General features: G+C 60.3%; 18 protein-coding genes and 1 pseudogene. 10 read left to right on the top strand and 9 right to left on the bottom strand.

The window, feature by feature from the left end; all coding sequences use genetic code 11:
• Nucleotides 1–170: 170 nt before the first annotated feature.
• The 7 genes from NKI37_RS27505 (at nucleotide 171) to NKI37_RS27475 (ending at nucleotide 9,913) form a co-directional block, all read left to right on the top strand.
• Nucleotides 171–1,388 carry a cytochrome P450 gene (locus tag NKI37_RS27505; RefSeq protein ID WP_352790040.1) on the top strand — a complete coding sequence of 406 codons (1,218 nt, stop codon included), beginning with the start codon at nucleotides 171–173 and terminating at the stop codon, nucleotides 1,386–1,388.
• Between the two features lie 39 nt (nucleotides 1,389–1,427).
• On the top strand, nucleotides 1,428–1,619 hold the full coding sequence (locus tag NKI37_RS27500; protein WP_352790042.1) for a ferredoxin: 192 nt from the start codon (nucleotides 1,428–1,430) through the stop codon (nucleotides 1,617–1,619).
• A gap of 330 nt (nucleotides 1,620–1,949) precedes the next feature.
• On the top strand, nucleotides 1,950–2,564 hold the full coding sequence (locus NKI37_RS27495; RefSeq protein WP_352790098.1) for a nitrogen fixation protein NifQ: 615 nt from the start codon (nucleotides 1,950–1,952) through the stop codon (nucleotides 2,562–2,564).
• A 1,050-nt stretch (nucleotides 2,565–3,614) separates the two neighbouring features.
• Entirely contained in the window at nucleotides 3,615–4,835 is a 1,221-nt protein-coding gene (locus NKI37_RS27490; protein ID WP_352790045.1) for a cysteine desulfurase family protein, read from the top strand.
• Entirely contained in the window at nucleotides 4,810–5,739 is a 930-nt protein-coding gene (locus NKI37_RS27485; RefSeq protein ID WP_352790048.1) for a DUF4007 family protein, read from the top strand. Before NKI37_RS27490 ends, NKI37_RS27485 begins: the two co-directional genes overlap by 26 nt.
• The gene (locus tag NKI37_RS27480) at nucleotides 5,736–9,071 is read left to right on the top strand and encodes a hypothetical protein (protein WP_352790050.1); all 3,336 of its coding nucleotides are present in this window, start codon (nucleotides 5,736–5,738) and stop codon (nucleotides 9,069–9,071) included. Before NKI37_RS27485 ends, NKI37_RS27480 begins: the two co-directional genes overlap by 4 nt.
• Nucleotides 9,068–9,913: a phosphoadenosine phosphosulfate reductase domain-containing protein gene (locus NKI37_RS27475; protein ID WP_352790052.1), complete on the top strand. Its 846-nt coding sequence runs from the start codon at nucleotides 9,068–9,070 to the stop codon at nucleotides 9,911–9,913. The genes NKI37_RS27480 and NKI37_RS27475 overlap by 4 nt, the downstream gene beginning before the upstream one ends.
• A 45-nt stretch (nucleotides 9,914–9,958) precedes the next feature.
• On the opposite strand, the gene NKI37_RS27470 is transcribed toward NKI37_RS27475, so the two are convergent.
• The 9 genes from NKI37_RS27470 to NKI37_RS27430 all read right to left on the bottom strand — a co-directional run bounded on the left by NKI37_RS27470 (nucleotide 9,959) and on the right by NKI37_RS27430 (nucleotide 21,702).
• Complete coding sequence (locus NKI37_RS27470) at nucleotides 9,959–10,870, bottom strand: phospholipase D family protein (protein WP_352790054.1); 912 nt, start codon at nucleotides 10,868–10,870, stop codon at nucleotides 9,959–9,961.
• Nucleotides 10,870–12,693, bottom strand: coding sequence for an ATP-binding protein (locus NKI37_RS27465; protein ID WP_352790057.1), 1,824 nt, complete (start codon nucleotides 12,691–12,693; stop codon nucleotides 10,870–10,872). The genes NKI37_RS27470 and NKI37_RS27465 overlap by 1 nt, the downstream gene beginning before the upstream one ends.
• The gene (locus NKI37_RS27460) at nucleotides 12,683–14,338 is read right to left on the bottom strand and encodes a DEAD/DEAH box helicase (protein ID WP_352790059.1); all 1,656 of its coding nucleotides are present in this window, start codon (nucleotides 14,336–14,338) and stop codon (nucleotides 12,683–12,685) included. Before NKI37_RS27460 ends, NKI37_RS27465 begins: the two co-directional genes overlap by 11 nt.
• Before the next feature lie 173 nt (nucleotides 14,339–14,511).
• Nucleotides 14,512–15,369 carry an SIR2 family protein gene (locus NKI37_RS27455; RefSeq protein WP_352790061.1) on the bottom strand — a complete coding sequence of 286 codons (858 nt, stop codon included), beginning with the start codon at nucleotides 15,367–15,369 and terminating at the stop codon, nucleotides 14,512–14,514.
• Complete coding sequence (locus NKI37_RS27450) at nucleotides 15,369–16,421, bottom strand: GmrSD restriction endonuclease domain-containing protein (RefSeq protein ID WP_352794612.1); 1,053 nt, start codon at nucleotides 16,419–16,421, stop codon at nucleotides 15,369–15,371. Before NKI37_RS27450 ends, NKI37_RS27455 begins: the two co-directional genes overlap by 1 nt.
• Before the next feature lie 505 nt (nucleotides 16,422–16,926).
• Nucleotides 16,927–18,144 (bottom strand): MFS transporter, encoded by a 1,218-nt coding sequence (locus tag NKI37_RS27445; protein WP_352790067.1) that lies wholly within the window; start codon nucleotides 18,142–18,144, stop codon nucleotides 16,927–16,929.
• Between the two features lie 57 nt (nucleotides 18,145–18,201).
• Nucleotides 18,202–19,638: an RNA polymerase factor sigma-54 gene (gene rpoN, locus NKI37_RS27440; protein ID WP_352790069.1), complete on the bottom strand. Its 1,437-nt coding sequence runs from the start codon at nucleotides 19,636–19,638 to the stop codon at nucleotides 18,202–18,204.
• Between the two features lie 69 nt (nucleotides 19,639–19,707).
• Nucleotides 19,708–20,241 (bottom strand): peroxiredoxin, encoded by a 534-nt coding sequence (locus NKI37_RS27435; protein WP_023724551.1) that lies wholly within the window; start codon nucleotides 20,239–20,241, stop codon nucleotides 19,708–19,710.
• Nucleotides 20,242–21,441: 1,200 nt separating this feature from the next.
• Nucleotides 21,442–21,702: a hypothetical protein gene (locus NKI37_RS27430; protein ID WP_352790072.1), complete on the bottom strand. Its 261-nt coding sequence runs from the start codon at nucleotides 21,700–21,702 to the stop codon at nucleotides 21,442–21,444.
• Between the two features lie 195 nt (nucleotides 21,703–21,897).
• On the opposite strand from NKI37_RS27430, the gene NKI37_RS27425 reads away from it, so the two are divergent.
• The 3 genes and pseudogenes from NKI37_RS27425 to NKI37_RS27415 all read left to right on the top strand — a co-directional run.
• Nucleotides 21,898–23,100 (top strand): cytochrome P450, encoded by a 1,203-nt coding sequence (locus NKI37_RS27425; protein ID WP_352724013.1) that lies wholly within the window; start codon nucleotides 21,898–21,900, stop codon nucleotides 23,098–23,100.
• A gap of 91 nt (nucleotides 23,101–23,191) precedes the next feature.
• Nucleotides 23,192–24,481, top strand: coding sequence for a cytochrome P450 (locus NKI37_RS27420; RefSeq protein ID WP_352790075.1), 1,290 nt, complete (start codon nucleotides 23,192–23,194; stop codon nucleotides 24,479–24,481).
• A pseudogene (locus tag NKI37_RS27415) lies at nucleotides 24,465–24,608 on the top strand (ferredoxin); the annotation flags it as partial. The gene NKI37_RS27420 and the pseudogene NKI37_RS27415, both read left to right, overlap by 17 nt.
• Nucleotides 24,609–24,708: the final 100 nt, after the last annotated feature.

Raw genomic sequence — 24,708 nt, 5'->3', positions numbered from 1 at the left:
CCCTCTGATCGACTTCGCAACCCATCTCATCCGCGCTGGTGCAGGTGGGCTGTATCAGGCGACAGAATCTAGAAGGCGCCCGACGAGAGACGTGCCCATGCTGGAAATCGACTTTATGAACAGCGGTGCAATCTCAATCGAGCCATGAACGCCAATGTAGAAAAAACAAAATGGCGACCAACCCCGTTCCAGATCATGTCCCGCCCGAAATGGTGAGGGACTTCAGCCTGTTTACATCGCCAGGGATGCCACCAACACCCAACGGGGATCCACACGCAGCTGTCGCTTGCGTACATGACGGGCCTCCGATCTTTTACTCCCGCTACAACACGCAAGATGGCCGGGGTACCTGGGTCATCACCCGTGCCGCGGACCAGCGGAAGGTGCTGCAGGACGCAGAGACTTTTTCCAGCCATCGCAGCATCTTCTCCTCCATACTGGGTGAGAACTGGCCGACGATCCCGCTTGAGCTCGATCCACCGGCCCATGGCGTCTTTCGCTCACTGCTTAATCCGCTGCTTTCGCCAAAGCGGGTGTTGGCTTTGGAAGCGGCTGTCCGCGAACGGGCGGTCGAGCTGATCGAAAGGATCGCCGCGTCGGGAACAAGCTGCGAGGTGATGAAGGATTTTGCCTTTCCTTTCGCGGTGAGCACCTTTCTGCGCTTTCTGGGGTTGCCTGATGACCGCCTCGATACATTCGTCGGCTGGGGGAAAGATCTGCTCCACGGCGACGATAAGGAACGACCTGTGGCTGCCCGGACGATCGTGGCATTCATCGACGAACTTGCAGCCATGCGCCGCGATGAGGCGGCTGACGATTTCATGACCTTTATAGTGCAGGCACAGGTCGAGGGCCGCCGGCTGACTGACACCCAAGTCCGCGGCATCGGCGTGCTTGTCTTCGTCGCTGGGCTCGACACGGTCGCAGCAGCTATAGGCTTTGACTTGGCGTACCTCGCACGCAACCTCAAAGATCAGCAATTGCTGCGGAGCGAACCGGACCGCATCCCGCTCGCAACCGAAGAATTGCTGCGGGCCTATCCGCCCATTCAGTTGATCCGCGTGGCCACGAAAGATATCGACTTCGAAGGCGCGCCGATCCGGAAGGGGGACTATGTTTCCTGCGCCACGATGATTGCCAATCGTGACCCGGCGGAATTCGAATGCCCCAACACGATTGATTTGGAGCGGGAGGACAACCGCCACGCAGCGTTTGGCTATGGTCCCCACCGTTGCCTTGGCTCACACCTTGCCCGGCGGGAGATTGTCATTGGCCTGGAGGAGTGGCTGGCGCGCATCCCGGCTTTCAGGATCAAGCAGGGTACGGCGCCGATAACTTCTGGCGGCCATGTGTTCGGGATCGAAAATTTGATCCTGGACTGGTCTTAGGCCCGCCCCGAGCCGGGCACAGACAATGGAGGCAGCGCCATGCGCATCATCGTCCAAAGGGCCAAATGCCAGGGCCACGCGCGATGCGCGGCGCAAGCGCCGGACATCTTCAAACTCGATAATGACGGTTACATCCTCCCTGGTGACATTGAATTTGCGGAAGGGGAGGAACTGCCTGCATCACGAGGCGTGCGATCCTGTCCTGAACGTGCGCTGGAACTCACTCGCTGACGCTCTGGATGAGACAGCATTCAACCGTGAGTCTGGCGGCTTGAACCATGTGGCCGCACTCAGCACGCGACCTCTGTCCCGCACGGTTCACGTCCAACTCTGCGGGGCAATTCCGGCGCCAGTGTTCCCCGTGAGGCGCAAACGGCAGGGCAGGGGTTCGCAAACCTCTTCGAATCACAGAATTTGCGTCAGAGCCGATGGACCAGACGAGAATTGCCGAACTACTCGACGCGAGGCGACCGGAGTGCCACACCGAAGAACTCCCCGACCCATGTTGCGGCAGGCCGGGTCTGTGCATGATTTGATAGGACCATAGCAGGAGAACGCACCATATTTGCCCAACATTATGCCCGGCTCACCACCGGCCAATGGCCGCAGCTGGAGAGGAGGTTCGACCAGCATGTGCTTGCCTGTGTGCTTTCACGTGCGCTCGAGGAGATCGAGGCCGGCGAGGCGACGGCGACAAAGGCAACCGGACTTTCGCGCGCCGAGTTGCGCGATGTCCTGGTCCGCTGTTTTCCTGCTTTTCCTATCAACGCGTTTGCCTTGCAAGAGGGGAGCGAGCCCGAGCCGGATCTGGAAGAAGAACTTCTGCGCGGACTGCTGCTGGCGCATGCCCGGCCCGACCATAAGGCAAGCGCCCGCTTCGCCAAGATCATCGCCCGGCGTGCCATGCGCAATGACCACCTCTGGCAGGACCTTGGCCTTTTTAGTCGAAGCGACCTCGGCCGCCTGCTCGCCTCGCATTTTCCGACGCTGGCGGCCGGCAACACCCAAAACATGAAATGGAAAAAATACTTTTACCGCAAGCTCTGCGAGGCCGAAGGTTTTTCGCTGTGCAGCGCCCCCAATTGCCTGGAATGCAATGATGTCGAAAGCTGCTTCGGCCCGGAGGAAGGCGAAAGCCGCCTCATACGGATCAAGGACGGCATCGCCTCGGATTGAGAGCCGCTTTCGTCAGTCGTACAGCGCTAGCGCTCGCGTGGCGCCACATGTCTGATGTCAATCTCGACGGACGCCTTCGACTGACTTGAATGCTGTGCGCTATGATGCTCGCTTCGGCGGGCCGTCATCACGGCGGTGCAGGACCCGACCCGCACCAATCGAGCGCCGAGCAACTGCTGTTCTCCCGGACCGTTGCTCCTCGCCTGCCTAGCCGGGCTCTATTCGGAGCGGGCCCGGTGCCGCCAGCCTTTGCCTGCGGAGGCGTATGGGACGCCCCATGGCGCAACTCTGCCATCAAGGGAGCAATGCCGTATGTGGTCGCCGGCTTGCGTGTCATCGCGCTAGTATAGGCGGTGCCTGGAAAATACTTGTCGCCAGACGACGCATTTGGACGCTTCAAAGGCGCCGCCCATCGGCACGGGAGGTGTTGGCCGAGCAGATAGCCGAGCCGCAGCCGGCGAGCGACTGTCCGGCCGGATTGCGCTACCTCGACTATCTGAGGGAACACGGCGCAAAGGTCTCCTACACTAACTCGATTGAAAAATTTTCACAATCAATATACGACATTTTGAGTGAGTATCTCAACAGTGCAGAATGGACGATGTGTTGGAAGAGGGGTGCTACCTCGGGTCAATAGCAATTTTGGTCAGAACTGCAAGGCAATAAACGATAATGATTATTCCGATTGGAATGGCGGCCCGCAATGAAAATAGGCATACAGTAAATTATACACCGAGACCCGGGGCCTCTAGGAACCCGTCCTTACTCCCTCGGTCACGTTATGGTCGGCTGAAAACACGCCTTGGCTTAGGACACCCTCATGCGCTTCATCTGCCCACGCTTTCCAGGTGAGTTTCGAGAATGGTGTAAGGTGGCGAGCAAAACTTGCTTCGCGAGCAGCCAGCCTATCTATCCTCGGCCAATGCCAACGCGATCCCATTGACAGATATCGAGACCACCCACGCGTCAGCGTGGCTGTGCCAACGACTGGCAAGGCTTCGACGCCGGACGGTTCGCAGGCTAAGGTGCGAGGAGAATCGAGAAAGTCAGATGACCGAAAACACCATGACTCTTCCTGTTTACTTAGATGGTCACGCAACGTCGCCGCTAGCTCCAGAAGCGGAGGCCGCGATGGCGCCGTGGTGGCATCATCGTGCGGCCAATGCCCATTCTCCTCATCGTCGTGGGACTGAAGCGGCTGCGGCTGTAGATCAGGCCCGCGTCGAGGTGGCTACCCTCGTTGGCGCTGCCCCGCAAGAGATCGTGTTCACTTCGGGCGCGACGGAGTCCAACAATATGGCGATCCTCGGCGTCGCCGAAGCGGCCGGTCGCGCCGGCGACATGCGTCGTGAAATCATAGTCTCAGCGATTGAGCACAAGAGTGTTCTGAGCGCGGCTAGAAGTCTCGAGGAACGCGGGTTTAGTGTTCAGATCTGTCCGGTAGGAAAAGATGGTCGGCTCGATGTCATCGCATTCGAGCGCATGTTGTCGGACCAGACACTTCTGGTGTCGGTGATGGCGGCTAACAACGAGATCGGGACGCTCCAGCCGATCGGCGCGATGCTCCCGATGGTCCGGGCAGTCGGAGCGATGATCCATGTCGATGCAGCCCAGCTTGCCGGCAAGCTCGTGGCGGACGTGGCCGACTATGACTACGCCAGCATCTCGTCGCACAAGATGTATGGCCCGATGGGGGTCGGTGCCTTTTTTATCAGTGCAGCCGCGCAATATCGCCCTCAACCGCTGTTTCATGGCGGCACACAGGAGGGCGGACTTCGCCCAGGAACGTTGCCGACACCGCTAATCGTAGGCTTTGGCGCGGCGGCGAGAGTCGCGGCGGACAGGTTGGAGCGTGATGGTGCCCATGCCCGCGCCTTGGCGGATCGCCTCGTTGCCGGCCTAGAGGCTCGTCAGGTCCGCCTGCGAAGAAATGTAGCGAGCGAACATCAGTTGCCAGGAAGTCTAAGTTTGGGCCTCTCTGGTGTAGACGCGCCGTCTCTAATTGATAAGCTGGCAGATACTGTATGTTTTTCAGAAGGGTCAGCATGCACTAGCGGGCAAATCCAATCGTCTCATGTACTTGGCGCAATGGGTTTTTCGGATGCCGAAAGGCGCGAAACTATTCGAATCTATTGTGGGCGATATAACGACATCTCACAAATCGATTACGCCGCAACCGCGATCGCTGACGCCGTCTATGGGATGACCCTTGCGCACTGGACCGATCGTCCAGTAAGGTCCTCGCATGAAGGACGTCCTCACCGATTCTGATCTGCGCCTGCAATTTGCAGGTCACGAGACTTTCCCGCTTCGCCTGCTTTGGCTGAAGAAGGCCTTCGATGCAGTCGCCTATCATGGGGCGGATCGCAGAACGTTTCAAGAACAATCGGCGATCGCGCAGTTTGGTGTTGGCAAGAATATGGCGCTCGCTATGCGTCATTGGGCGTTAGCGACGGGGATGCTGGCGGAAGCGGGCAACTCGCTGGTACCGACCCCCTTGGCGTGGTTACTGCTCGACAACCCAGCGGGCCTCGATCCCTTTCTGGAGGACCCGAGCACGCTTTGGCTGGTTCATGCTGCCCTCGCCGGGGCTCCGGAACAGTCGACGACGTTTTTCTTTGCCTTCAATATGTTGAATCAGGCAGTGTTCGATCGCGAGGGGTTGGTCGAGGCGATCCACGATCTGGCGAAGATACGCGGTGCGCGCGCGACGGCGGAGACAGTGAAGCGCGACGTCGAAGTTTTCTTACGTAGCTATTCTCCGCGCTCTGGCGACGTGGGGGAGGATGCTGCGGAGCCGCTGCTGGCCGAACTGGCCTTGATTCGCGAATCTCGGCTGTCAGGGCAGTTCGAGTTCGTGCGTGGCCCCAAGCCGAACCTTCAGGATGGCGTCTTCGCGTTGGTCTTAAAGCGGTTCTGGGCGCGGTGGCATCCCAATGCGCCCACTTTGTCGGCCGAGCAGGCGAGCTATGGCGCAGGATCACCTGGCCGGGTGTTCAAGCTTGATGAGGATAGCGTAATGGCGCGTCTGGCGAAGATTGGAGAGGTTACGGGCGGCGCGATCATTTGGACCGACACCGCCGGTCTACGACAGGTATCAATGACCCGCAAGCTTGCGACCATCGACGACAAGGCACTTGTTACTTCCAGCTATCCCTACCGGAGGGCCGCATGACGACCCTCGCGAAGATGGTTCGCGTCGAGCGCCGTTTTGCGCTTTCGGCACGGCTCGATTCCGACTTGACGGGGACTCCGCCGTTGACCGGGTATGTTCTCCAGCCGAGCGTGCGAAAGTCCCTCGAAGCCATGGTCGCCGGCATCGCAGATGGCGGTCAGCGGGCGTTCACCTGGACCGGCCCCTATGGGGGCGGCAAGTCGTGCGCCGCGCTTCTCGTGGCCAACCTAGTCGCAGGCGCGCCGGAACAACGCAAGATTGCGCGCGAGATCGCGGGCGAAGAGCTCGTGGCGCAATTCGGCCGTGCGTTCCCTGGCGATGATAAGCATTGGGCCGTCCTGGCCTTGACGGGGCGCCGGGCTAGCCTTGCGGGCGACCTAGTCGCCGCGGCCACGGACGCGTTCAAGTGGACGAAGACCACACGGATGGCGGTCGAGGCGGATGATCGGATCTTGATTGCACACCTTGAAGCCGAGGCGAAGATGCGCGGCGGCCTCCTGCTCATTGTTGATGAACTCGGGAAGTTCTTTGAGCACGCGATCGGCGAAGGTGGCGACGTGCATCTACTTCAGGATCTCGCCGAACGCGCCAGCCGCTCCGAGGGCAGGCTGGTGGTCGTTGGTGTGCTGCACCAGTCCTTCGAACAATACGCGGGGAAGCTCAATCGCACAGTGCGCGACGAATGGGCAAAGGTGCAGGGCCGTTTCCAGAACGTACCGTTCGTGGCCCAAGCCGACGAGGTTGCGGCGCTCCTGGCGCGGGCAGTCACCAGCGATCGTACCCCGGCTGCGGCCGAGGTCCTGGCTCGGAAGACAGCCGAGGCGGTCTCAGCGCGCCGTCCGGTTGATGCAGACAGTCTGGCGGACGCCTTACGGCAGGCGTGGCCGCTGCATCCGGTCACCGCTCTCCTACTCGGACCTGTGTCTCGCCAGCGCTTCGCCCAAAACGAGCGCAGCGTGTTCGGCTTCCTGTCGTCGGCGGAGCCACATGGATTTCAGGCGCATTTGGCGGCGACCGACGCGCGAGCGGCTGACGCCTGGTTCGGGCCGGACCAGCTATGGGACTATCTGGTAGCTAATTTTGGGTCGGCGTTGTCGGTCGGTCCGGACGGAGCCCGGATGACGCTGGCGATGGAGGCGGTTGAGCGGGCGGCGATTCGCAGTGCGCTCTGCGCAAAGCTGGCCAAGGCGGCTGCGCTTATAGAGTTCTTTCGAAACGGCTCCGGTCTAGCGGTTGCCGACGACCTTTTGCGCTTGTGCGCGCCTACGGCGACGACCGCCGAGGTCGATGCTGCGCTGGCGGAGCTGGTCTCCCGCGCGATCTTGATCCGACAACCGCGCCTGGGCGGCTACGCCCTGTTTGCCGGCACCGACTTTGATCTCGATGATGCAATCCGTCTGGCGAGTGAGAAGCTCGAAGCAGACGCCCTGACGGATTTGCCGGTTCGGCTGGGGATCGGTCCGACCGCGGCGAAGCGTCATTATTTCGAAACTGGTGCGCTGCGCACTTTCGATGTCCTGCTGCAGTTCGGTGAGCACGTCCCCAGGGACTGCAAGCCCTGGGCGGCGGCCATCGCGGCGCGTCTCGCCAGGGCCAAGCGGCGCGCCAGCGGTGTGCTCATCTTGCTATTGCCTGATGCCTACACCTTCGAGGCAAAACCCGATACCGCGGCGAAAATGCTCGGTGAAGCGCTAGAGGAAGCCGGGGTTCTTGCCGCCGTGGCCACGGCAAAGAACATCTTCATGCTTCGCGAGCACGCGACGGATCTTTACGCGGTCGACCGTATTGAGTCGTCTCACCCTCAATTGGAGGGTGACCGCATCGCCCGTCGCGAACTGTCCGCCCGTCGATCTCTAATCACTGACGCGGTCCGGCGTGAATTGCTAGACGCGTTCGCCACCGCGACTTGGTGGAGGCTTGGCGCGCGCGACAAGAATCTCGACGGGCGATCGCTCAGCGTCGTAGCGTCGGCCGTGGCCAGCACGGCGTTCTATGATGCGCCGATCATTCAAAGTGAGTTGCTCTATCGGGATCGTCCGTCGAGTAGCGCCATGGCTGGCTTGAGGGCCTTGGCGCACGCCATGGTCTCCAAATCCGGGGAAGCAGGTTTGGGCATAAGCGGGTTTCCGGCCGAGCGGGGTCTCTATCTGACGATCCTGAAGCCGTTCGGGCTTCATCGGCAGGACGATGCTCAGACTTGGCGGTTCCAGGACCCCGACAGCGAAGCCGCCGGCGAGAGTTTGCGCCCCGCCTGGAAGGTGCTCGCCACCGCTCGACGTTTGCCGCTCAACGAACTCTACGACAAATGGAGTAGGCGGCCCTATGGCCTTAAACGCGGGGTCATGCCGGTCTTGGTTCTTGCCTTTCTCATCGCGCACCGCGCCACGATCGCCGTCTATGTTGACGGGCTGTACCAGGCTGTGATTGACGATGTCTTCGTCGATAGGATGCTGCAGGAACCCAACGCAATCGAGTTCCGGCGCGTGGTGCGCTCCAAGAAGGATGATGCCTTCATTATGGGGCTTGCAACCTTGTTATCCCAGAGCGGCGAGGCGGTTGAAGCCGAGGCGTTGCCGGTTGCGTCGGCGCTCTTTCAGCGCTTCCACGCGCTTCCGATATGGGCGCAGCGCACCGTGAACTTGCCGCCTGCGGTGACGCGGGTGCGCGACGTCATTTTGAAGGCGAACGATCCGGAAGCCCTGTTGTTTGCCGACTTCGCGGAGGTTTTGAAGGATGAAGTCGATCCCGCCGTCGCGGTCGCCAAGGCGTTGGCGGCTTCCGAGGCCGCCTATCCTGCCATGCTCGCAGCGCTGAAGGGCGCGGTCGCCGATCACCTCGGCGTCGAGGTAGATACGTTCGAGGGGCTAGGAATTCGGGCGGTCACCGCCGCCGGGGTCACAGCCGACCTGCGTCTCGACGCCTTTGCCATGCGCGCCGGCGCCTTCGAGGCCAATGAGGGCGATATCGAGGGCCTGGCGAGCCTGCTGGTGCATAAGCCACCGCGCAACTGGTCCGACCGTGAGCATGAACAGGCTCTGTTCGAATTGGCCAAGCTCTCTCGCCGCTTCCGTGAAGCGGAGACCTTTGCTGGAGTGAAGGGACGAGCGCCAACATCGCAGGCGATTTCAATAATGGTCGGCCTCGATCCGAAGGAGCAGCCGGTCTTCCATACTTTTGAAGTGACAGACAAGGAGCTCGCGCAAGCCGAGAAGCTGGCCGACGAGTTCCTACGCCGAATGCGCGGACGCAATTTGCGGTCTACCGTCGAGTTGGCGGCGTTGGCGCGGATCGTCGAGCGGTTGTCGGTCGAGGAAGCGACGGAGGCCGCATGACCGATATTCGCGAGCGTCATATTCTGGGCATTTCGGGCGGACGGGATAGTGCTGCCTTGGCGGTCCATATGCGGCAAACCCGACCAGACCTGGATTTGGAGTATTTCTTCACCGACACCGGCAAGGAACTGGCCGAAGTCTACTCCTTTCTGGACCGTCTTGAAGGTTTTCTGGGCCGGCCGATCACCCGGCTTAATCCGGATCGGGATTTCGATTTTTGGCTCAAGGAATACAAGCATTTCCTTCCGTCGCCCCGCACGCGCTGGTGTACCCGTCAGCTCAAGCTGCGGCCCTTGGAGCACTGGCTCAAGGATGATCTCGAAGCCGGCGTTGTCGTCCATTCCTATGTCGCGATCCGAGCCGACGAGCCTAACCGAGAGGGCTACCAGGCGACGAACGGCAACATGGTCGTGCATTTTCCTCTGCGCGAAGCCGGTATCGATCGGGCCGGTGTGATCGACCTGTTGGAGAGTGCCGGCGTCGGCGAGCCTGACTACTATCAGTGGCGGACACGATCGGGGTGCACCTTTTGCTTCTTTCAGCAGAAGATCGAGTGGGTCCGGCTTAAACGGGAGCATCCCGACGCCTATGAGGATGCCAAAGGATACGAGAAAACCGCGCTTGAGCACGGTTCCCCCTTTACCTGGAGTCAGGGCGAGAGCCTTATCGACCTTGAACAGCCCGATCGGATCAAAGCGGTCGAGCTCGAGTTTGAGCAGCGTCGCGCGCGCCTCCTAGCGCGGCGGCGCGTCAACCCTCTGGCGGGCGGCAAGACGCTGACCGTTGACGACTACTACGGCATCGACGAAGTCTCGGCCGGCTGTGTGGTATGCCACAAATAACCCGGGCATGATCGGGAAACAGGGCTGGAAGGTTTTAGGAGTAGTCTACTCGCGACCGGCTCCAGGACGTAGGCGCGTGACAAAGGACTCTGGCGCGATTTCGTACTTGTCGCGGAGAAAGTAGGTCAGCCATTCACGCACGATCTGCCAACGCGCCGCTGCGCTCATATCGGGCGTTCCGACGAGCGCTTGGATCAGATCAGTGGCGGCCGCGTCTGACAGGTCGCTCTGAGCCGCTCTCAGAACGGTGCCGACGGCAGGCATAGTGGAAAAGCGCTCAGCAACCCGCGTGCGAAAAACCGCCTCGTTCAAGTTGGGCTCAATGGCGAGCGCTCGAAGGTCATGATCAGCCGCTTCGATGGCTGAAGACGTCAGCCTCTCCCGAGCCGAGGGCACGTAGGCGGCGTACAATCGTTCGGGGGCTGCCAGTTTGGGCAGCCACGGTCCAGCCAGCGCGTCGTCAACCGGCTTGCCGGCAGGAAGAGGCGGTCGTCGCAAACCATCCGCGACCACTTGAATAGTTGTGCGCTCCTTATTGGTTGCCAGACGCGCCGCAGATAATGCGGTCCGACACCGCAGGACCGCCCCATCGTCTGACGGGACGGGCATGAGCAGCTCAAGGTTAGGATCGTCGCACCAGCCAAGTGCCGTCGCGGTGAGGTTTGCAGAACCGGCGAGGAGCTGATTATCGGAGGCATAGAGTTTGGCGTGCAGATTATCGAGAAGCCGCATCGTGACGCCGGGCCGGCCGGCGGCGAGGTCAAACACCGCTAAGTCGCTCACGCCCGCCGCGACTTCCTCAGCATGCCAACGCGTGACGATTTCCACGGCAACATGGGGACTGATAGCGGCGAGCAGGCGCTTGGCGACGCCTAATTTGATGAAAGGTGCGCAGAGCAGGACGCTCGTCTTTGCTCGCGCTAGATGCTCGACTAGCAGATCGCCGTCACGACGCATTAGCCGAGGCCCGAAATGTCGACCGGATCAAGGAAATCGCGAGCAAGCTTGCCCCAGCTCTCTCGGACCCTTTCATACCGCGCTTGGTTTGGCGGATCCTCACGCTCCATTCGCGCCCAAGCCGCGAAGAGAAGTTGGACCGCTTGGCCGGCCTTCAGCAGGCGATCCTGCAACTCCGTGCTGGAGAGAGTGTCGAGATCGTCATCAGCGGAAACTGTATCGAAGATCATATCGAAAGCCGGATGCCGGCGATTGAAGACCACCTCTGTGAGCGGCCCGCGTGCGACAACGGTGAAAAGCTCAGACGATCCCCCAAGGGCTTTGTCGATGAAGACGACCTTCAGGTCGCCGGATACGACCCGCGCAACGATCTCCGACGTATCCTCGGCGTTACGTCCGTCCTCGGTCAAGTCGTCCGAAAGCTCGTTCAGATCGTCGGTCGAGGGCGTAGCATCCCCGTCAGGAATGGGGTTGGTCTCGTCCCGCTGCTTCCAGCGTTTGTTGGCCTCTTCGGTCGGGTCGCCATCGGTATGGCGCTTGGCGCCCTTCCGCGTTCCTTTGGCCTGGATCTTAATCGTGTTTCGAAGTTGGGAGAGGTTGTTCTTGATAGTTTCGCTGAGATAGAGAAGCACGCCTTTCGGGTCTCCCTCGTCCTTCAAGCGCGCGACAACCTCGGGCATGGTCTCGCCAGCCTCCGCAAGATCCTTCCAGTCTAGACCGGACAGTTCGTTGAAAACCGTCGCGGCCTGCTTATTGTTGGTGACGCCGAAGATTTCATCGAGTGCGGCGGGGAACTCTACCTCGCACCCCCACCAACGATCGCGCGGATCGTACTGAATTGTCCAGGATCGGTCGAGCATCAGCTCCCGGCCCTCCCGCATGACAGAGACGCCAATATTGTTGGCCGCGTCCTTTCCGTAAGCGGTGTCGCCGCGATTCACAGTGCCGGCGAGATCGAGCGTGATATCCTTGGCGACCGAGTAGCGGGTCTGAACCTGATAGGTCTTGTCATTGACTTCCACCGTGACCGGAACGCTGAAAACATCCTTGAACATGGATTCTTTGTTGAACGGCGCCGGCATGGTGGGGGCCGCAGTCAGGTACATCGGATCGTTGATCGTGACTGCGTCCGACTCTAGACCGCCGTCCTCGCCACCCGCCAAACGGATACTGAGACTCCCATCAGCCACAAACCTGCGATGGATGCGCCCGAGCAGCCAGCCGGTGTTCTTGAGTGTGGCCTTGGCCCCCTTCCACGTGAGCCGATCCGGACTAAGTTTGGTCCAGACAACCAAGGTGCCGCTGTGTCCTAAACTCAGCGCTCGATCGCGCCATTCAATCGGAACCGCTGATGGCTGCGGAATAGGTACGTCCCTGCGCAGCCGGTCCCGAATCTCTTGAACGTCGAGGAAGCTGTGGAGGGCATTGTCGGGCCCGTTCTGCCAACTCCAAACGTCGAGCCTTCCGGCTTGCGAAATGGACGCATTGGGAAGGCCCATGCCGAACCGACCGATTCCGGAGCGATCGTTTAGGCGCGTCCCATTGCCGAATTGCAGCGCTTTGCGCAGCACCACCGCATCCATCCCCAGCCCGTCGTCAAGCACTGCGATCTTCGTGAGCCGTCTTCGCTTGCGGTCGGCGAGCTGCACCTGCTCCTCGATGCAGATGATTTCGATGCTCTGGGCTTCGGCCTGGACAGAATTGTCGATCAGTTCCGCCAGGGCATAAGCAGTGTTCTTGTAACCGCTGTCTCGCATTGCTTGGATTGCGAGATCGGCGGGAATGAAGGACGCATCTTCGATTGTAGTCTCGTCAGTCGCCATCCCAGACGTCCTCCCAGTTAAAGAATGCCTCGGCAATATCCCCGAACCCAGGATATGCGGGATCGTGGACTGTGAGGATTTCGCAGTTGTCGTTACCACCGGCCCGGGGGCCACGCGTGGCCCGGCCGACCATTTGGCTATAGAGCACAAGAGATTTCGTCGGCCGCGCGATGATGGCTGCGCTCGTGCGCGGCGCATCGAAGCCAGTGGTCAGAACGCCAAAATTGCAGAGTACCTGCGGCCGGGAAGTCGCACTTTTAAAGGTCTTCAGGATCGAAGTCCGCTTAGTGCTAGGAGTATCGCCTGACACTACAGCGGACATGACACCATGCGCAGCCAGACCGCTCGCCATGTCTTGAGCATGCTCGACGCTGACCGCGAATAAGATGATCCGCGCATGGCTGCGATCGATCAGTCCCTTGGCAGCATCGAGGATCGCAAGGTTCCGGGCCGTGTCGGCGGCGAGCTTGTCTAAAGTCTCATCGGCATAATCATCAAGCCTCGCCAGCTTATTCAACTCTGCTGGGGACGGACGTATGACGGGCGAGTATTCAATCTGTTGAAACGTAGGTCGCGCCAAGTAGCCGTTATCGAGTAGGTATTTGACGGGATTGGGATCGTCGCCTATCTCCAGCACGACCTTCGAACTGCCGAAGAAATCCGACAGGGCCTTGTCGGCGCCCATATCATTCCAGGACCGACCTGGCGTGGCGGTCAAGCCGAGCAAGGCGCCTTCTCCTCCCGCGCCGCATAGACCTTCGATCACCCCACGATAGGTCGGTGCCACGGCCTGGTGGGCCTCATCCATGATGACCAAGCGAACTTTGGCCGCCAGCTTCAGGAAGGCCAAGCCGTCGCGCTCGCGCCATGCATGTAATTTGGCGAGCCCAGCGATGAGAATGCCATCAACCATGTCTTCTGGCGCTGGTGTGCGCGCGCCCCAGAAACGACGGACCTCCAGATCACGATTGCCCAGCGACGACCAAGCCGCCTCGAAGGTCTCGGCGGCTTGCTCCAAAAGTTCGCGGCTAGTGGCGAGCCAGACAACTATGCCCGGCTCGAATTCATTCAGTGCGCGGGACACTAGGTGCATCGCAGTTCGCGTCTTGCCGGAGCCGGTGGGCATGTGAATGAGCGTCCGGCCATATCCGCTGCCAACACGTGTATAAGCTCGTCGAACGACAGACCGCTGATGGGGAAAGAGAGAGAATGATGGCTGGATCTCTTGGCGATTTAGAGCCGTCGTTCCAGCGGCTGTGTCTTCGCCTTGCAAGCCGAAAAAGCCACTAGCGATGGCCCAAGGCCGGAGTGCCGCGAGATCGCTAATGTCCGGCCCATCCTCTGCGAGATCGACCCCTCCTTGAGTCAATCGGTTCTTCAATTCCTCGAGTTTACCAGGATCCAGATTTCGCAGCAGGGTCTTCCTGATTTCGACATCCGAAACGGCCTCTTGTGCGCGGTCTTGCAGAGTGCGCTCTGCCGCGGCGAGAAGAGCAGAACGGTCGCCCTTAGGCTTTGATGGAAGAAGGGGAAGCACGCGCGGGCCAACGATGATCTGAAGATCGCGCGCGGTTAGGCGACCAAGCAAACTCTTCAAGTTTTGCCCTGGAGAAGCTCCCGCATAGCCCCGCTGTGGATCGAACACCAAGATCTCATTGCCCGTTGATAGCAACTCATACCTACTCCCCGAGCAGGAAGCTATAGCCCGTCGACCAAATCTCGGAACGGGTCGCAACGGCACAATCTTCAGACTAAGCCGACTGTCGACAAGTTTCCGCGCTTCCAATTGCCCTTATACTAGCGACTCTTCCGGAACGATCATGCCGAGTCGTGTATAGCCCGAATGAACTCTGTGACTTCCTTATACTCATTGGCCTTACTAACGGGGATCAGCTGTACCTTCATATCTCGCAGCCAGCGATCTTTCTCCACATTAGTAATATCTTCCTCCGCCATCAACGCGAAATGGCTTGGGCCGGACGTTGGGGAAAAAGCATCGGCGATGTAACTCAAGAGGAGCTTGATCTCGGGGTCAGTCATTGACGCGCCGACGAAGACGATCGTGAACATCGTGAACATAGCTGACAGGAGACTTTGGTATGCTCGGTGCCGATAGATTATATTTCGGTAGTCGACCTCGGTGAGAATGATGCCGTTGCCCACTCTGGATGCGTCTCCATGCGCCTTGAGAATGAAGAACTCGCGCTTTGACAGCCTTCGCTGAACTTCGCCCGTGTCTGTGAATGTACAAACCGAGACGTCGTACATACCAGCGGCGCGATAAGCCTGTTCGATGACGATGTCGTAGTTTGTCGTCAGAACGAATTGAAGTCGGTCAGCTTGGGTCAGTGAGCGATGAAGGTCGGTGGGCCGCGGCTTCGGCGCCATGAATGTTTGATCGATAAACTCATCAAAATAGGCGGACATGTCCTCTTTCAAGCTTGCCGCGATCATCAGATACTTGGCTGGGTCTGAGACAAGCTTTCGATACTCGGCGGCCTTATGGTCGCCGATAACGCGGTGGGACTCGGCCACACCAATCATGTCACTAAGGAACTTGCCCCAAGTGGGGAGGCCGGCGCCGACAGAGGCACCTGCTCCAACAAGTACCGCGCATCTCTTGTCCCTATACGCGGCCTTTAGATTGTCAGGAATTCGGTTGGGGTCGAACGCCATTAGGGTCTCCCATCGATGTCAGGGCAGAAGGCCCGCAATGCCGCGGCGCGGATTGCTAGGTTAGCGGCTGTGCCGCCTTGGAGGCGGAACGAATTGATGTAGTTGTAGAGGTGCCGGTCCAAGGCTCTATCCCTGCGCCGCCCACGAATCAGGATCTCGGGAGAGCTATTGTATTGCCTGCGGCGGGTCTCAAATGCCTCGTAGGCGGCGGCAAGCCTCACCGGGTCAACCTGGGCATCCGCGGCGTGTCGTTGCATGACAAGCCAACACAGGTCGACGAAAATCCACTTTTGGGTGATCCGATAGTTGGCGAGTTGATTGACCTGAGCGAGGACGTTCAACGCGTCGCCAATTTCTGCGGATAGCTCGAGCACCTCAGCCGCGCGATCAGGGCCGTATTCGACGATCATCGCTCTGAGATCTGGTGCTTTGATGTCCCGAGTCAAGCGGTATGCTGCCATCGCGAAGGCGTGGGTCGCGTAGTCCTGACGCTTATAGCGAGCCTCGGGGATGCGGCCATCAAGGAAGAACTCGTGGGAGGTTGCGATCACGTCAATGACGTGTCGCATAGGCCCACCTAGGGCATTCCGCAACTCGGCAGGATTCAGTGACACACCCATCTGCAGTCGGGAAAATAAGTTGGTAATCTCATCCTGGCTGGCTGACTCAATGTCCGCGATGCTGACAACGAAATTGTCAAACCGGCTGCGAAGATGGGCGTCTAGTTCGGCGTAGCGCCGACCAGCGACAACGATACCATCGATCGGCTGTAGCGCTTCAGGATGGTCAAGCACGAGGTTGCCAGCACGAAATTCCCAGATCGCGCGAAGGCGCTGCTGCCCGTCGACTGCATCGTAGGCGTGGAGTCCACCGGTCAGGAGAGCGCGCAGATACACCTTCGGGATGTCCATTCCCCTCAAGATAGAGTCAATGAGGAGAACTTGACGAGGTGACTTCCATGCTAGACCTCGTTGCCAGGCCGGATTTAGATTGATCTCTGCCTGATCACGGACAAGCCTTTCCACCTTCCATCGCCGTTGTCGGATTATCATGATGAAACTTCCCCCTGCCGCCATCCTAGCGTGGACAGATACAACTGGAGTGGAGGCGGTTCAATGGCCACCCTCTGCAATTCCTGGAAGAAGAGAACGCGGTTGCCGAAACTGCCCTGGCGTATCAGGCAGTAGCTACATCGCCTAATTGATCTCGCTGAGGACGAGGACTACGCTAGAAGTAAAGCCGAAATTGTAATGAGTTATTAAGACTTGTTCCAAGGCAGTGTAATTGTCTCGCTCGGCCAGATTCCCCCCCCCGCTCGATGTTTTTTGCGAAGCTGGAAATGGGATGCGAACGAAGTCGCTGATGCGGTCGGCCGACCAAGGAACGCCGTGAATAAAATGGCGGTTCGCTAGTCAGGCGGCGAAGGTCGCCATGGCCCGGAGATGAAGCCGGCGAGGCGCTTCCGCTGGTCCATGCAAGCGGAGGATCGCGCCGCGCCATGCATGCGATTGCATCTCTCGCCGCGCTGCACCTCTGAGGCCTGTTCTGTCAGGCGCTCTAGGTATCGCGCTTCGGGCCGAGCCGGAAAACTATGAGGGCAGCCACGAACGTGGCAACAGCACTGTAGGCAATGGCGCTGGTAATCCCCGCATTCTCCACCAATAGTCCGCCGAAAATCGCGCCGGCTGCGATTGCCACTTGGAATGCTACGACCATCAGCACACCGGCGCTTTCGGCCTGCTCGGGAACGGCCCGCCGCACCATCCACGTCTGTAATCCCACCGGCACCGCGCCGAAGGCAAAGCCCCACGCGCCAACCGCAATCCCCGAGGCGAAGGCCGATGCTCCCGCCGTCAGTAGCGAAACAGCCGCTATCCCTATGAGCAGCGGTGCAAGGGCCGCGACTGCCTTGAGACTGTACTCGGCCAGAAGCCCGCCGGCCAAATTGCCGAAGAATCCGCCGATGCCAAAAGCAAGCAACACAAGCGAGATCGTCTCGACGTCAAGCGCGGGAATCTTTTCGAGGAAGGCGCGGATATAGGTGATTCCGGCGAAGTGGCCGGAAGCGACCAGCAGGATGACAAAAAGCGCAACCTTGACCATCGGAATCTTTGCCACATCCAGCAGGCTGCGGACGCTAGTCACTCCAATCGGAGGCAGTCTCGGAATGGTTATGAGCTGGACGAGCAGTGTAGCGACACCGCCGGCTGCGGCGAGCATGAAGGCGCTTCGCCATCCCCAGATATCGCTGACATAAGCGCCGATTGGAGCTGCGCAGACGGTAGCTACGGAAACGCCGGTGAGGATGATCGACATAGCGCGAGGCAGGAGGTGGCTTGGAACGAGCCGCATCGCCAGTGCTGCCGACATCGACCAGAAGCCTCCGAGCGCTATGCCGAGCACGACGCGTGCAGTCAGGAGAACCGCCAGCGACCACGCGCCGGCCGCCAGAACGTCCGACAGGATCAGCAGCAGCGTCATGGTCCACATGACGGTCCTGCGGTCCAGGCGCTTTGTGATGATGGCCACCGTCGGCGCCGAGATCGCCCCGACGATAGCTGTCGCCGTCATCGCCTGTCCAGCCGCTCCCTCGCTGATACCGAGATCATGCGCGAGGGGCGTGAGCAGGCTGACAGGCAGAAACTCTGCCGTGACCAGCCCGAAGGTGCCCAAGGAAAGCGAAATGATGGCACCCCATGCGGGACCAGACGGTGGGACAGGCTTTTCTGGGTCGCGCAGAACAGCGTTCATGACGCCTGCTGCGGATCGGGTCATGAACGAAGTCTCCACTTTGATGCAATGCAACGTGATGTAGGCTGCCTTGACCCAAATCTAAAAACACAAGCGCATTTCCCGGCGGCGTTGCACTGAGGAGGGGATGTTCATTGCTTCGCGATACTTTGTGACGGTGCGGCGCGCAACATCAATGCCGGTTTCCTTCAGCCGGACAGCGATGTCCTCGTCGGAAAGCACGTCGCCGGGAGATTCTGCGGCAATGATCGCTTTGATCCGATGCCGGACAGCTTCGGCGGAGTGCGCATCGCCGCCTTGGCAGGACGCGATCGCGACGGTGAAAAAATACTTCAGTTCAAAAACTCCGCGCGGGGTAAGCATGTACTTGTTCGAGGTTACCCGGCTTACCGTCGACTCGTGCACGCCGATCGCGTCAGCGACGGTTCTAAGATTGAGAGGCCGCAGGTGGGCGACGCCATGTCCCAAAAAGGCATCCTGCTGACGCACGATTTCAGCCGCAACCTTAACAATCGTCTTGGCGCGCTGATCGAGGCTGCGGATTAGCCAGTTCGCGTTTTCCAAGCATTCGTCGAGAAATGCTTGATCTTTCGAATTTTGGGCAGTCTGACGCGTGACTTCGGCATAGTAGGTTTGGTTGATCAGCAGCTTCGGCAGCGTGGCGGGATCAAGTTCGATCTGCCACCCGCCTTGCGGCGAGGGCGTGACCCAGACGTCGGGTATGATTGATTCAGACGCACCGGATTCGAATCTGTTCCCAGGCTTTGGATCGAGCGCACGAACCTCATGCATCATGTCGAGAAGGTCTTCTTCATCGACGCCGCAATGCTGCTTCAGCGCCTCAAAATCGCGTCGCGCAAGCATTTCAAGATGGGCAACCAAAGCTGCCATTGCCGGGTCGAGCCGGTTTCGCTGGCGCAACTGAATCTCGAGGCATTCTCTGAGATTTCGCGCAAAAACTCCCGGTGGATCAAATTGCTGCAAGGTTCCGAGAACCCGTTCCACAACAGCCTCATGGACATTTAGGCTCTCGGCCAGCTCCAAAAGGTTTGCCCGAAGATAGCCAGTGTCTTCCAGATCGGCGGCAAGCTGGCCAGCGATCAGCCGCTCCTGTGGTGTGAACGCAGTGAGGGCGATCTGACGAGCGACATGGTCGTGCAATGTTTCGGCGAGGGTGGCAAACTCGTCGAGGGAAGGGCCATTGCCCGGCGGGTTGTTGGTCGTGTTGCGAAGTGATTTCCATTGCCCGAGCCGTTCAGGCGACCCTGCCCCGGTCGGACCTTCAACGGCGTTTGCCCCAAAGCCGACAGGCTGATCCGCTCCCGAAATCGAAGCATCGTCAAAAGGCCCGCCATCGTTTGACGCAGATTCCAAGAGCGGGTTCTTCTCGATTTCCCCCTCCACGAACTGATGCAGTTCGGTATGCGCCAGTTGCAGCAAGCGAATCGACTCAATGAGTTGAGGCGATGCGACGATGGATTGCTTCTGGCGCTGAAACAGGCTTGCTGAAGATTGCATGGTGAGTGCGATAATCCTGTCGAGGAGCCTCTTGGGGCCTGCAATGGCGCCAGTGAGACGTTTTCTAGGTCATGCGGCGGCTTTCAGCGTTTCGAGAACGTTTTGCGGGGATGAAACGCCATACGGGTCGGCCTCGCAGTTGTCGGAGAAACCTTCCTCCTCGAACCAGTGCTCCACCACGCCATTGTTGATCAGGGCGGCGTAGCGCCATGAGCGCATCCCGAATCCGAGATTGTCCTTGGCAACCAGCATGCCCATCTTGCGTGTGAACTCGCCTGAGCCATCGGGGATGAGCTGGACCTGCTTCAGGCCCAAGGACTTTCCCCACGCATTCATGACGAAGGCATCGTTGACAGAGAGGCAGTAAATCGCGTCAATTCCCTGCTTCGCAAACTGATCATAGAGCTCTTCGAACTTGGGCAATTGGTAGGTCGAGCAGGTCGGGGTGAAGGCGCCAGGCAGCGAGAACAGGATGACCCGCTTGCCGGCAAAGTAGTCGTCAGATGTTTTTTCTTGCCAGCGATATGGATTTGGCCCCTGGACTGACTTATCGTGAACACGCGTGAGAAAGGTGACGAAGGGAACTTTCTTTCGAACTGTCATCAAGTTGCTCCTTAAGAAGACTGCGCTGAATTCTGGCAGAGGCTGGCGCAATACCGGGCAAAGGCTCGTATCCCGGCACGGAATGAGGGCCTCGCGGCTCGCAACCTCCTTTTTTCCCTCCCGACGTATGGGAACGTCTTGGCGGTTGGTCTTGGCCACCCGAACGCAATCGATCTGAGCGAGCTGGACACCGTCGAGCCGGTTGCTTTCCACGGCTATGGCGCCGGAAGCGGGATCGGTCACTAGCGATAGTGCGTTTGGAAAAGGGATAGCGGCCGGAAGGAGCCAATATCGCAAAGCATGTGGGGGCCTGAAATGTCACTTCACGCAACAGACCCGCTTCACTGGATTCCGCGTCACTGGACTGGTTCAGCATGTTGTCGATATGTGGCAGTGACCCGCCGGCTTTGGCTTGTGTGACGACCCTTTGACAAGGCTTTTCGGCACTCACATGCTGAACAGAACCGGCAAACCGCATTTGCGCGCGCTGCCCGTGTTGGCGTGCCGGCATCGGACCAGCCATGCGCAAAGCGGCCATCCAGAACGGACTTCCGGAGGAGACGATGCCCCGATGTTCAGCTGCAAGGGGCACCGTCTCCTCAGGCCACGGTCTGGAGCTTCGCGTGTCGGGCATGGTGCAAGTCGCTTTCATCGTGATTTGATGGTGCTCTAACCAGGAGCAGCAAGCGGCGTGCCATTTGGAATAGAGGGGCTGTTGGACCGCCCCTCCTTCTCGGAGGCCGTGTCTTAGAAGATCGGGCGCGCGCTATAACCGCCTCGTCACACAGGCAACAACGATGCTGTATCGTGCGGATATTCGGCGCTTCAGCCCCGGCTGGGCAAAGACGAACCGGAAGCCGAGCCGATGCATTACCTGAGCCTGGAGGGCACTCCAGTCATTGCGTAACGTGTGGCGCTAGCGTTCATTGGTGCGCCGGCACGGCTATCGCGAACATGCGCCTGTCGCAGCGACCATGAGCGGGCGCTCTTGGGCAAGCGCCTTGGCCCCGTGAGGATCGAATTCCCCAATCGTGTCTGTTCGCCGCCTCTTATGTTCGAAACTGGACCAGAATGTCGCAAGCCCGACCTAAAGGTCGCCGAGGCGTTCTGTCCGAGACTGTTCCGTCGCCTTTGTTGGCCCGCGACACCGGCCTATTTCGCCTAGCTCTTCTCTGGCCTCAGGCTAAGCCCCTAAAAGCATCACAGATTTTTTTCTTCGGTTGGCCAAATTGGCACGAGTTTTGAAGCCGCTTCGTTGCGGGCCGGGAGCCGCCGACCGACTTTCATTTCGTGGATGGCACGAATGGAACGAAGAAAGAAAAACAAAATGTCAAATCCGCGTCGGATAGCGTCTATGGGCATGGGGTCCTCGGCGAAACCGCCCTTACCCAACAGCTCGCCGCTCTTGTCGACCCTTGCGCAGGAAATCTTGGCTGGCGGCGGCTCAAAGGCCCACCACACCGACCTTATCCTGACCTCGAAGGTGCAGGATAACGTTCTGCATATCGCCGCGCGATGTGCCTAGACAGTTACGCGTTAGCCGCTCTTGATAATCGGTCTGCCTTCGGACGACGTCATCTATATGCCGTCTTAGGTCTTCGCTGCCGCAGCGGCCGCCGGTCACCTTCCGCCCTCGCTATAGAGTGAAGTGCCACCATGTCCGAACAACCCTTGCCGACGCTGCCGATGTGGCGCGTCGATCACATTGAGCCATCCCCCGAGATGTTGGCGCTACGCGCCAACGGTCCGATCCACCGCGTGCGCTTCCCGTCCGGGCACGAAGGCTGGTGGGTGACAGGCTATGACGAGGCCAAGGCGGTGTTGACCGACGCGGCGTTCCGGCCCGCGGGAATGCCGCCGGCGGCATTCACCCCGGATTCGGTGATTCTCGGTTCGCCAGGATGGCTGGTCTCGCACGAGGGGGGCGAGCATACGCGGTTACGCACGATCGTGGCGCCGTCCTTCAGCAACGGCAGGGTGAAGCAGCTCGCTCAGCAAGTGGAGGCGATCGTCGCGCAGTTGTTCGAGACGCTGGCGGCCCAGCCCCAGCCCGCCGATCTGCGGCGCCACCTCTCCTTTCCGCTTCCTGCCATGGTCATTGGCGCGCTGATGGGCGTGCTCTACGAGGATCACGCCTTTTTCGCCGGGCTGTCCGACGAGGTGATGACGCACCAGCATGAAAGCGGCCCGCGAAGCGCGTCGCGCTTGGCCTGGGAAGAACTCCGCACCTACATTCGCGGCAAGATGCGGGACAAGCGCCAGGATCCGGGCGACAACGTGCTGACGGATCTGCTCGCGGCGGTCGACCAGGGCAAGGCGACCGAGGAAGAGGCGATCGGCCTGGCGGCGGGCATGCTGGTGGCGGGGCACGAGAGCACCGTGGCACAGATCGAATTCGGCCTGCTGGCCATGTTCCGCCATCCGCAACAGCGCGCACGCCTGGTGGGCGATCCATCCCTGGTGGACAAGGCGGTGGAGGAAATCCTGCGCATGTACCCGCCGGGCGCGGGCTGGGACGGCATCATGCGCTATCCGAGGACCGACGTGACCATCGCGGGCGTGCATGTTTCCGCGGAGAGCAAGGTGCTGGTCGGCTTGCCGGCGACGTCCTTCGATCCGCGCCATTTCGACGACCCGGAAATCTTCGATGTCGGACGTGACGAAAACCCGCACCTGGCGTTCTCCTACGGGCCGCACAGCTGCATCGGCTTGGCGCTGGCCAGGCTGGAACTAAAAGCGGTGTTCGGTTCGATCTTCCAGCGCTTTCCCGCGCTGCGCCTGGCGGTGGCGCCCGAAGAACTGGAGTTGCGCAAGGAGATCATCACTGGCGGGTTCGTGGAGTTCCCGGTGCTCTGGTGATGCGCGGACGCCACGAGGAATCGCGATGTCCTCGAATTGCCCGCGCGACTGCCGCGCGCCGATCAGATCAGCCAACCAACAGGTGACCAAGATGGACGTGCAAGAAACCACGGCAGCATGCCGGGACGCCTTCGCCGAACTGGCGTCGCCAGCGTGCATTCAGGACCCGTACCCATTCATGCGGTGGTTGCGCGAGCACGATCCGGTACATCGCGCGGCGTCGGGCCTCTTTCTGTTGAGCCGCCACGCCGACATCTACTGGGCGCTCAAGGCCACGGGCGATGCTTTTCGGGGGCCGGCACCAGGCGAACTGGCGCGCTATTTCCCGCGTGCGGCGACCAGCCTGTCGCTAAGTTTGCTGGCGTCCACTTTAGCGATGAAGGAACCTCCAACGCATACGCGTCTGCGCCGGCTGATCTCGCGCGATTTCACCATCGGCCAGATCGACAAGCTGAGGCCGACCATCGCTCGCATTGTCGCAGCGCGCCTGGACGGCATGGCGCCCGCACTGGAGCGCGGGGAGGCAGTGGACCTGCATCAGGAATTCGCGCTGGCCTTGCCCATGCTGGTTTTCGGCGAGCTGTTCGGCATGCCCCGGGACGACATTCTCGGCCTCGTCACCGGCATCAGCGCCATTCTGGAAGGCCTGAGCCCGCACGCCAGCGATCGCCAACTCGCTGCGGCGGACGCGGCCAGCGCCAGGGTGCAGGCCTACTTCGGCGACCTCATCCAGCGCAAGCGCACCGATTCCAGCCACGACATCGTGTCAATGCTGGTCGGCGCACACGACGACGATGCCGAGATGCTGTCGGATGCGGAATTGATCAGCATGTTCTGGGGCATGCTGCTGGGCGGCTTCGCCACCACTGCCGCGGCCATCGGCCATGCTGTCCTGGCTATGCTGGCGAATCCCGAACAGCGGCACTGGCTGGAGGGAGATGCCGTGGGGGTGAAGGCATTCGTCGAAGAAGCCCTGCGCTACGACGCGCCCGCCATGTTCAGCTCCATTCCGCGTATCGCCCAGCGCGACATCGAACTGGGCGGCGTGGTGATCCCGAAGAACGCGGACGTGCGCGTGCTGATCGCGGCCGGTAATCGCGACCCGGACGCCTTCGCCGATCCCGATCGCTTCGATCCCGTGCGGTTCTACGGCACCAGTCCTGGCATGTCGATCGACGGGAAGATCATGCTGACCTTCGGCCATGGGATCCACTTCTGCCTTGGTGCGCAACTGGCCCGGGTCCAGTTGGCCGAGAGCCTGCCGCGGATCCAGGCGCGCTTCCCCACGCTGGCATTGGCCGAGCAGCCGACCCGGGAGCCCTCCGCGTTCCTTAGGACGTTCCGCGCGCTGCCGGTGCGGCTGCATGGGCAGGAGGGCTGAGATGCGCGTCGTGGTCGATCAGGATCTGTGCGGAACGACGGGGCAGTGCGTGCTGACGCTGCCGGGCGCCTTTCGCCAGCGCGAACCGGACGGGGTGGCCGAAGTGTGCGTGGCGACGGTCCCGCAGGCGCTGCACGCCGCCGTGCGGCTTGCGTCCAACCAGTGCCCGGTCGCCGCCATTCGGGTCATCGAAAGCGACGCTGGCCATGACGAGCGCGCCAGCGCCG

It is taken from the genome of Mesorhizobium sp. M0626 (assembly GCF_040320665.1).
Taxonomy (GTDB): Bacteria; Pseudomonadota; Alphaproteobacteria; order Rhizobiales; family Rhizobiaceae; genus Mesorhizobium.
This window is presented reverse-complemented; position numbering and strand designations above follow the sequence as displayed.

What these genes read in the sequence shown, in the direction of transcription:
- NKI37_RS27505 (WP_352790040.1), top strand. Translation starts at nt 171, where the DNA reads ATGGCGACCAACCCCGTTCCAGATCATGTCCCGCCCGAAATGGTGAGG.
- NKI37_RS27500 (WP_352790042.1), top strand. Translation starts at nt 1,428, where the DNA reads ATGCGCATCATCGTCCAAAGGGCCAAATGCCAGGGCCACGCGCGATGC.
- NKI37_RS27490 (WP_352790045.1), top strand. Translation starts at nt 3,615, where the DNA reads ATGACCGAAAACACCATGACTCTTCCTGTTTACTTAGATGGTCACGCA.
- NKI37_RS27485 (WP_352790048.1), top strand. Translation starts at nt 4,810, where the DNA reads ATGAAGGACGTCCTCACCGATTCTGATCTGCGCCTGCAATTTGCAGGT.
- NKI37_RS27480 (WP_352790050.1), top strand. Translation starts at nt 5,736, where the DNA reads ATGACGACCCTCGCGAAGATGGTTCGCGTCGAGCGCCGTTTTGCGCTT.
- NKI37_RS27475 (WP_352790052.1), top strand. Translation starts at nt 9,068, where the DNA reads ATGACCGATATTCGCGAGCGTCATATTCTGGGCATTTCGGGCGGACGG.
- NKI37_RS27470 (WP_352790054.1), bottom strand. Translation starts at nt 10,870, where the DNA reads ATGCGTCGTGACGGCGATCTGCTAGTCGAGCATCTAGCGCGAGCAAAG.
- NKI37_RS27465 (WP_352790057.1), bottom strand. Translation starts at nt 12,693, where the DNA reads ATGGCGACTGACGAGACTACAATCGAAGATGCGTCCTTCATTCCCGCC.
- NKI37_RS27455 (WP_352790061.1), bottom strand. Translation starts at nt 15,369, where the DNA reads ATGGCGTTCGACCCCAACCGAATTCCTGACAATCTAAAGGCCGCGTAT.
- NKI37_RS27450 (WP_352794612.1), bottom strand. Translation starts at nt 16,421, where the DNA reads ATGATAATCCGACAACGGCGATGGAAGGTGGAAAGGCTTGTCCGTGAT.
- NKI37_RS27445 (WP_352790067.1), bottom strand. Translation starts at nt 18,144, where the DNA reads ATGACCCGATCCGCAGCAGGCGTCATGAACGCTGTTCTGCGCGACCCA.
- rpoN (WP_352790069.1), bottom strand. Translation starts at nt 19,638, where the DNA reads ATGCAATCTTCAGCAAGCCTGTTTCAGCGCCAGAAGCAATCCATCGTC.
- NKI37_RS27435 (WP_023724551.1), bottom strand. Translation starts at nt 20,241, where the DNA reads ATGACAGTTCGAAAGAAAGTTCCCTTCGTCACCTTTCTCACGCGTGTT.
- NKI37_RS27425 (WP_352724013.1), top strand. Translation starts at nt 21,898, where the DNA reads ATGTCCGAACAACCCTTGCCGACGCTGCCGATGTGGCGCGTCGATCAC.
- NKI37_RS27420 (WP_352790075.1), top strand. Translation starts at nt 23,192, where the DNA reads ATGGACGTGCAAGAAACCACGGCAGCATGCCGGGACGCCTTCGCCGAA.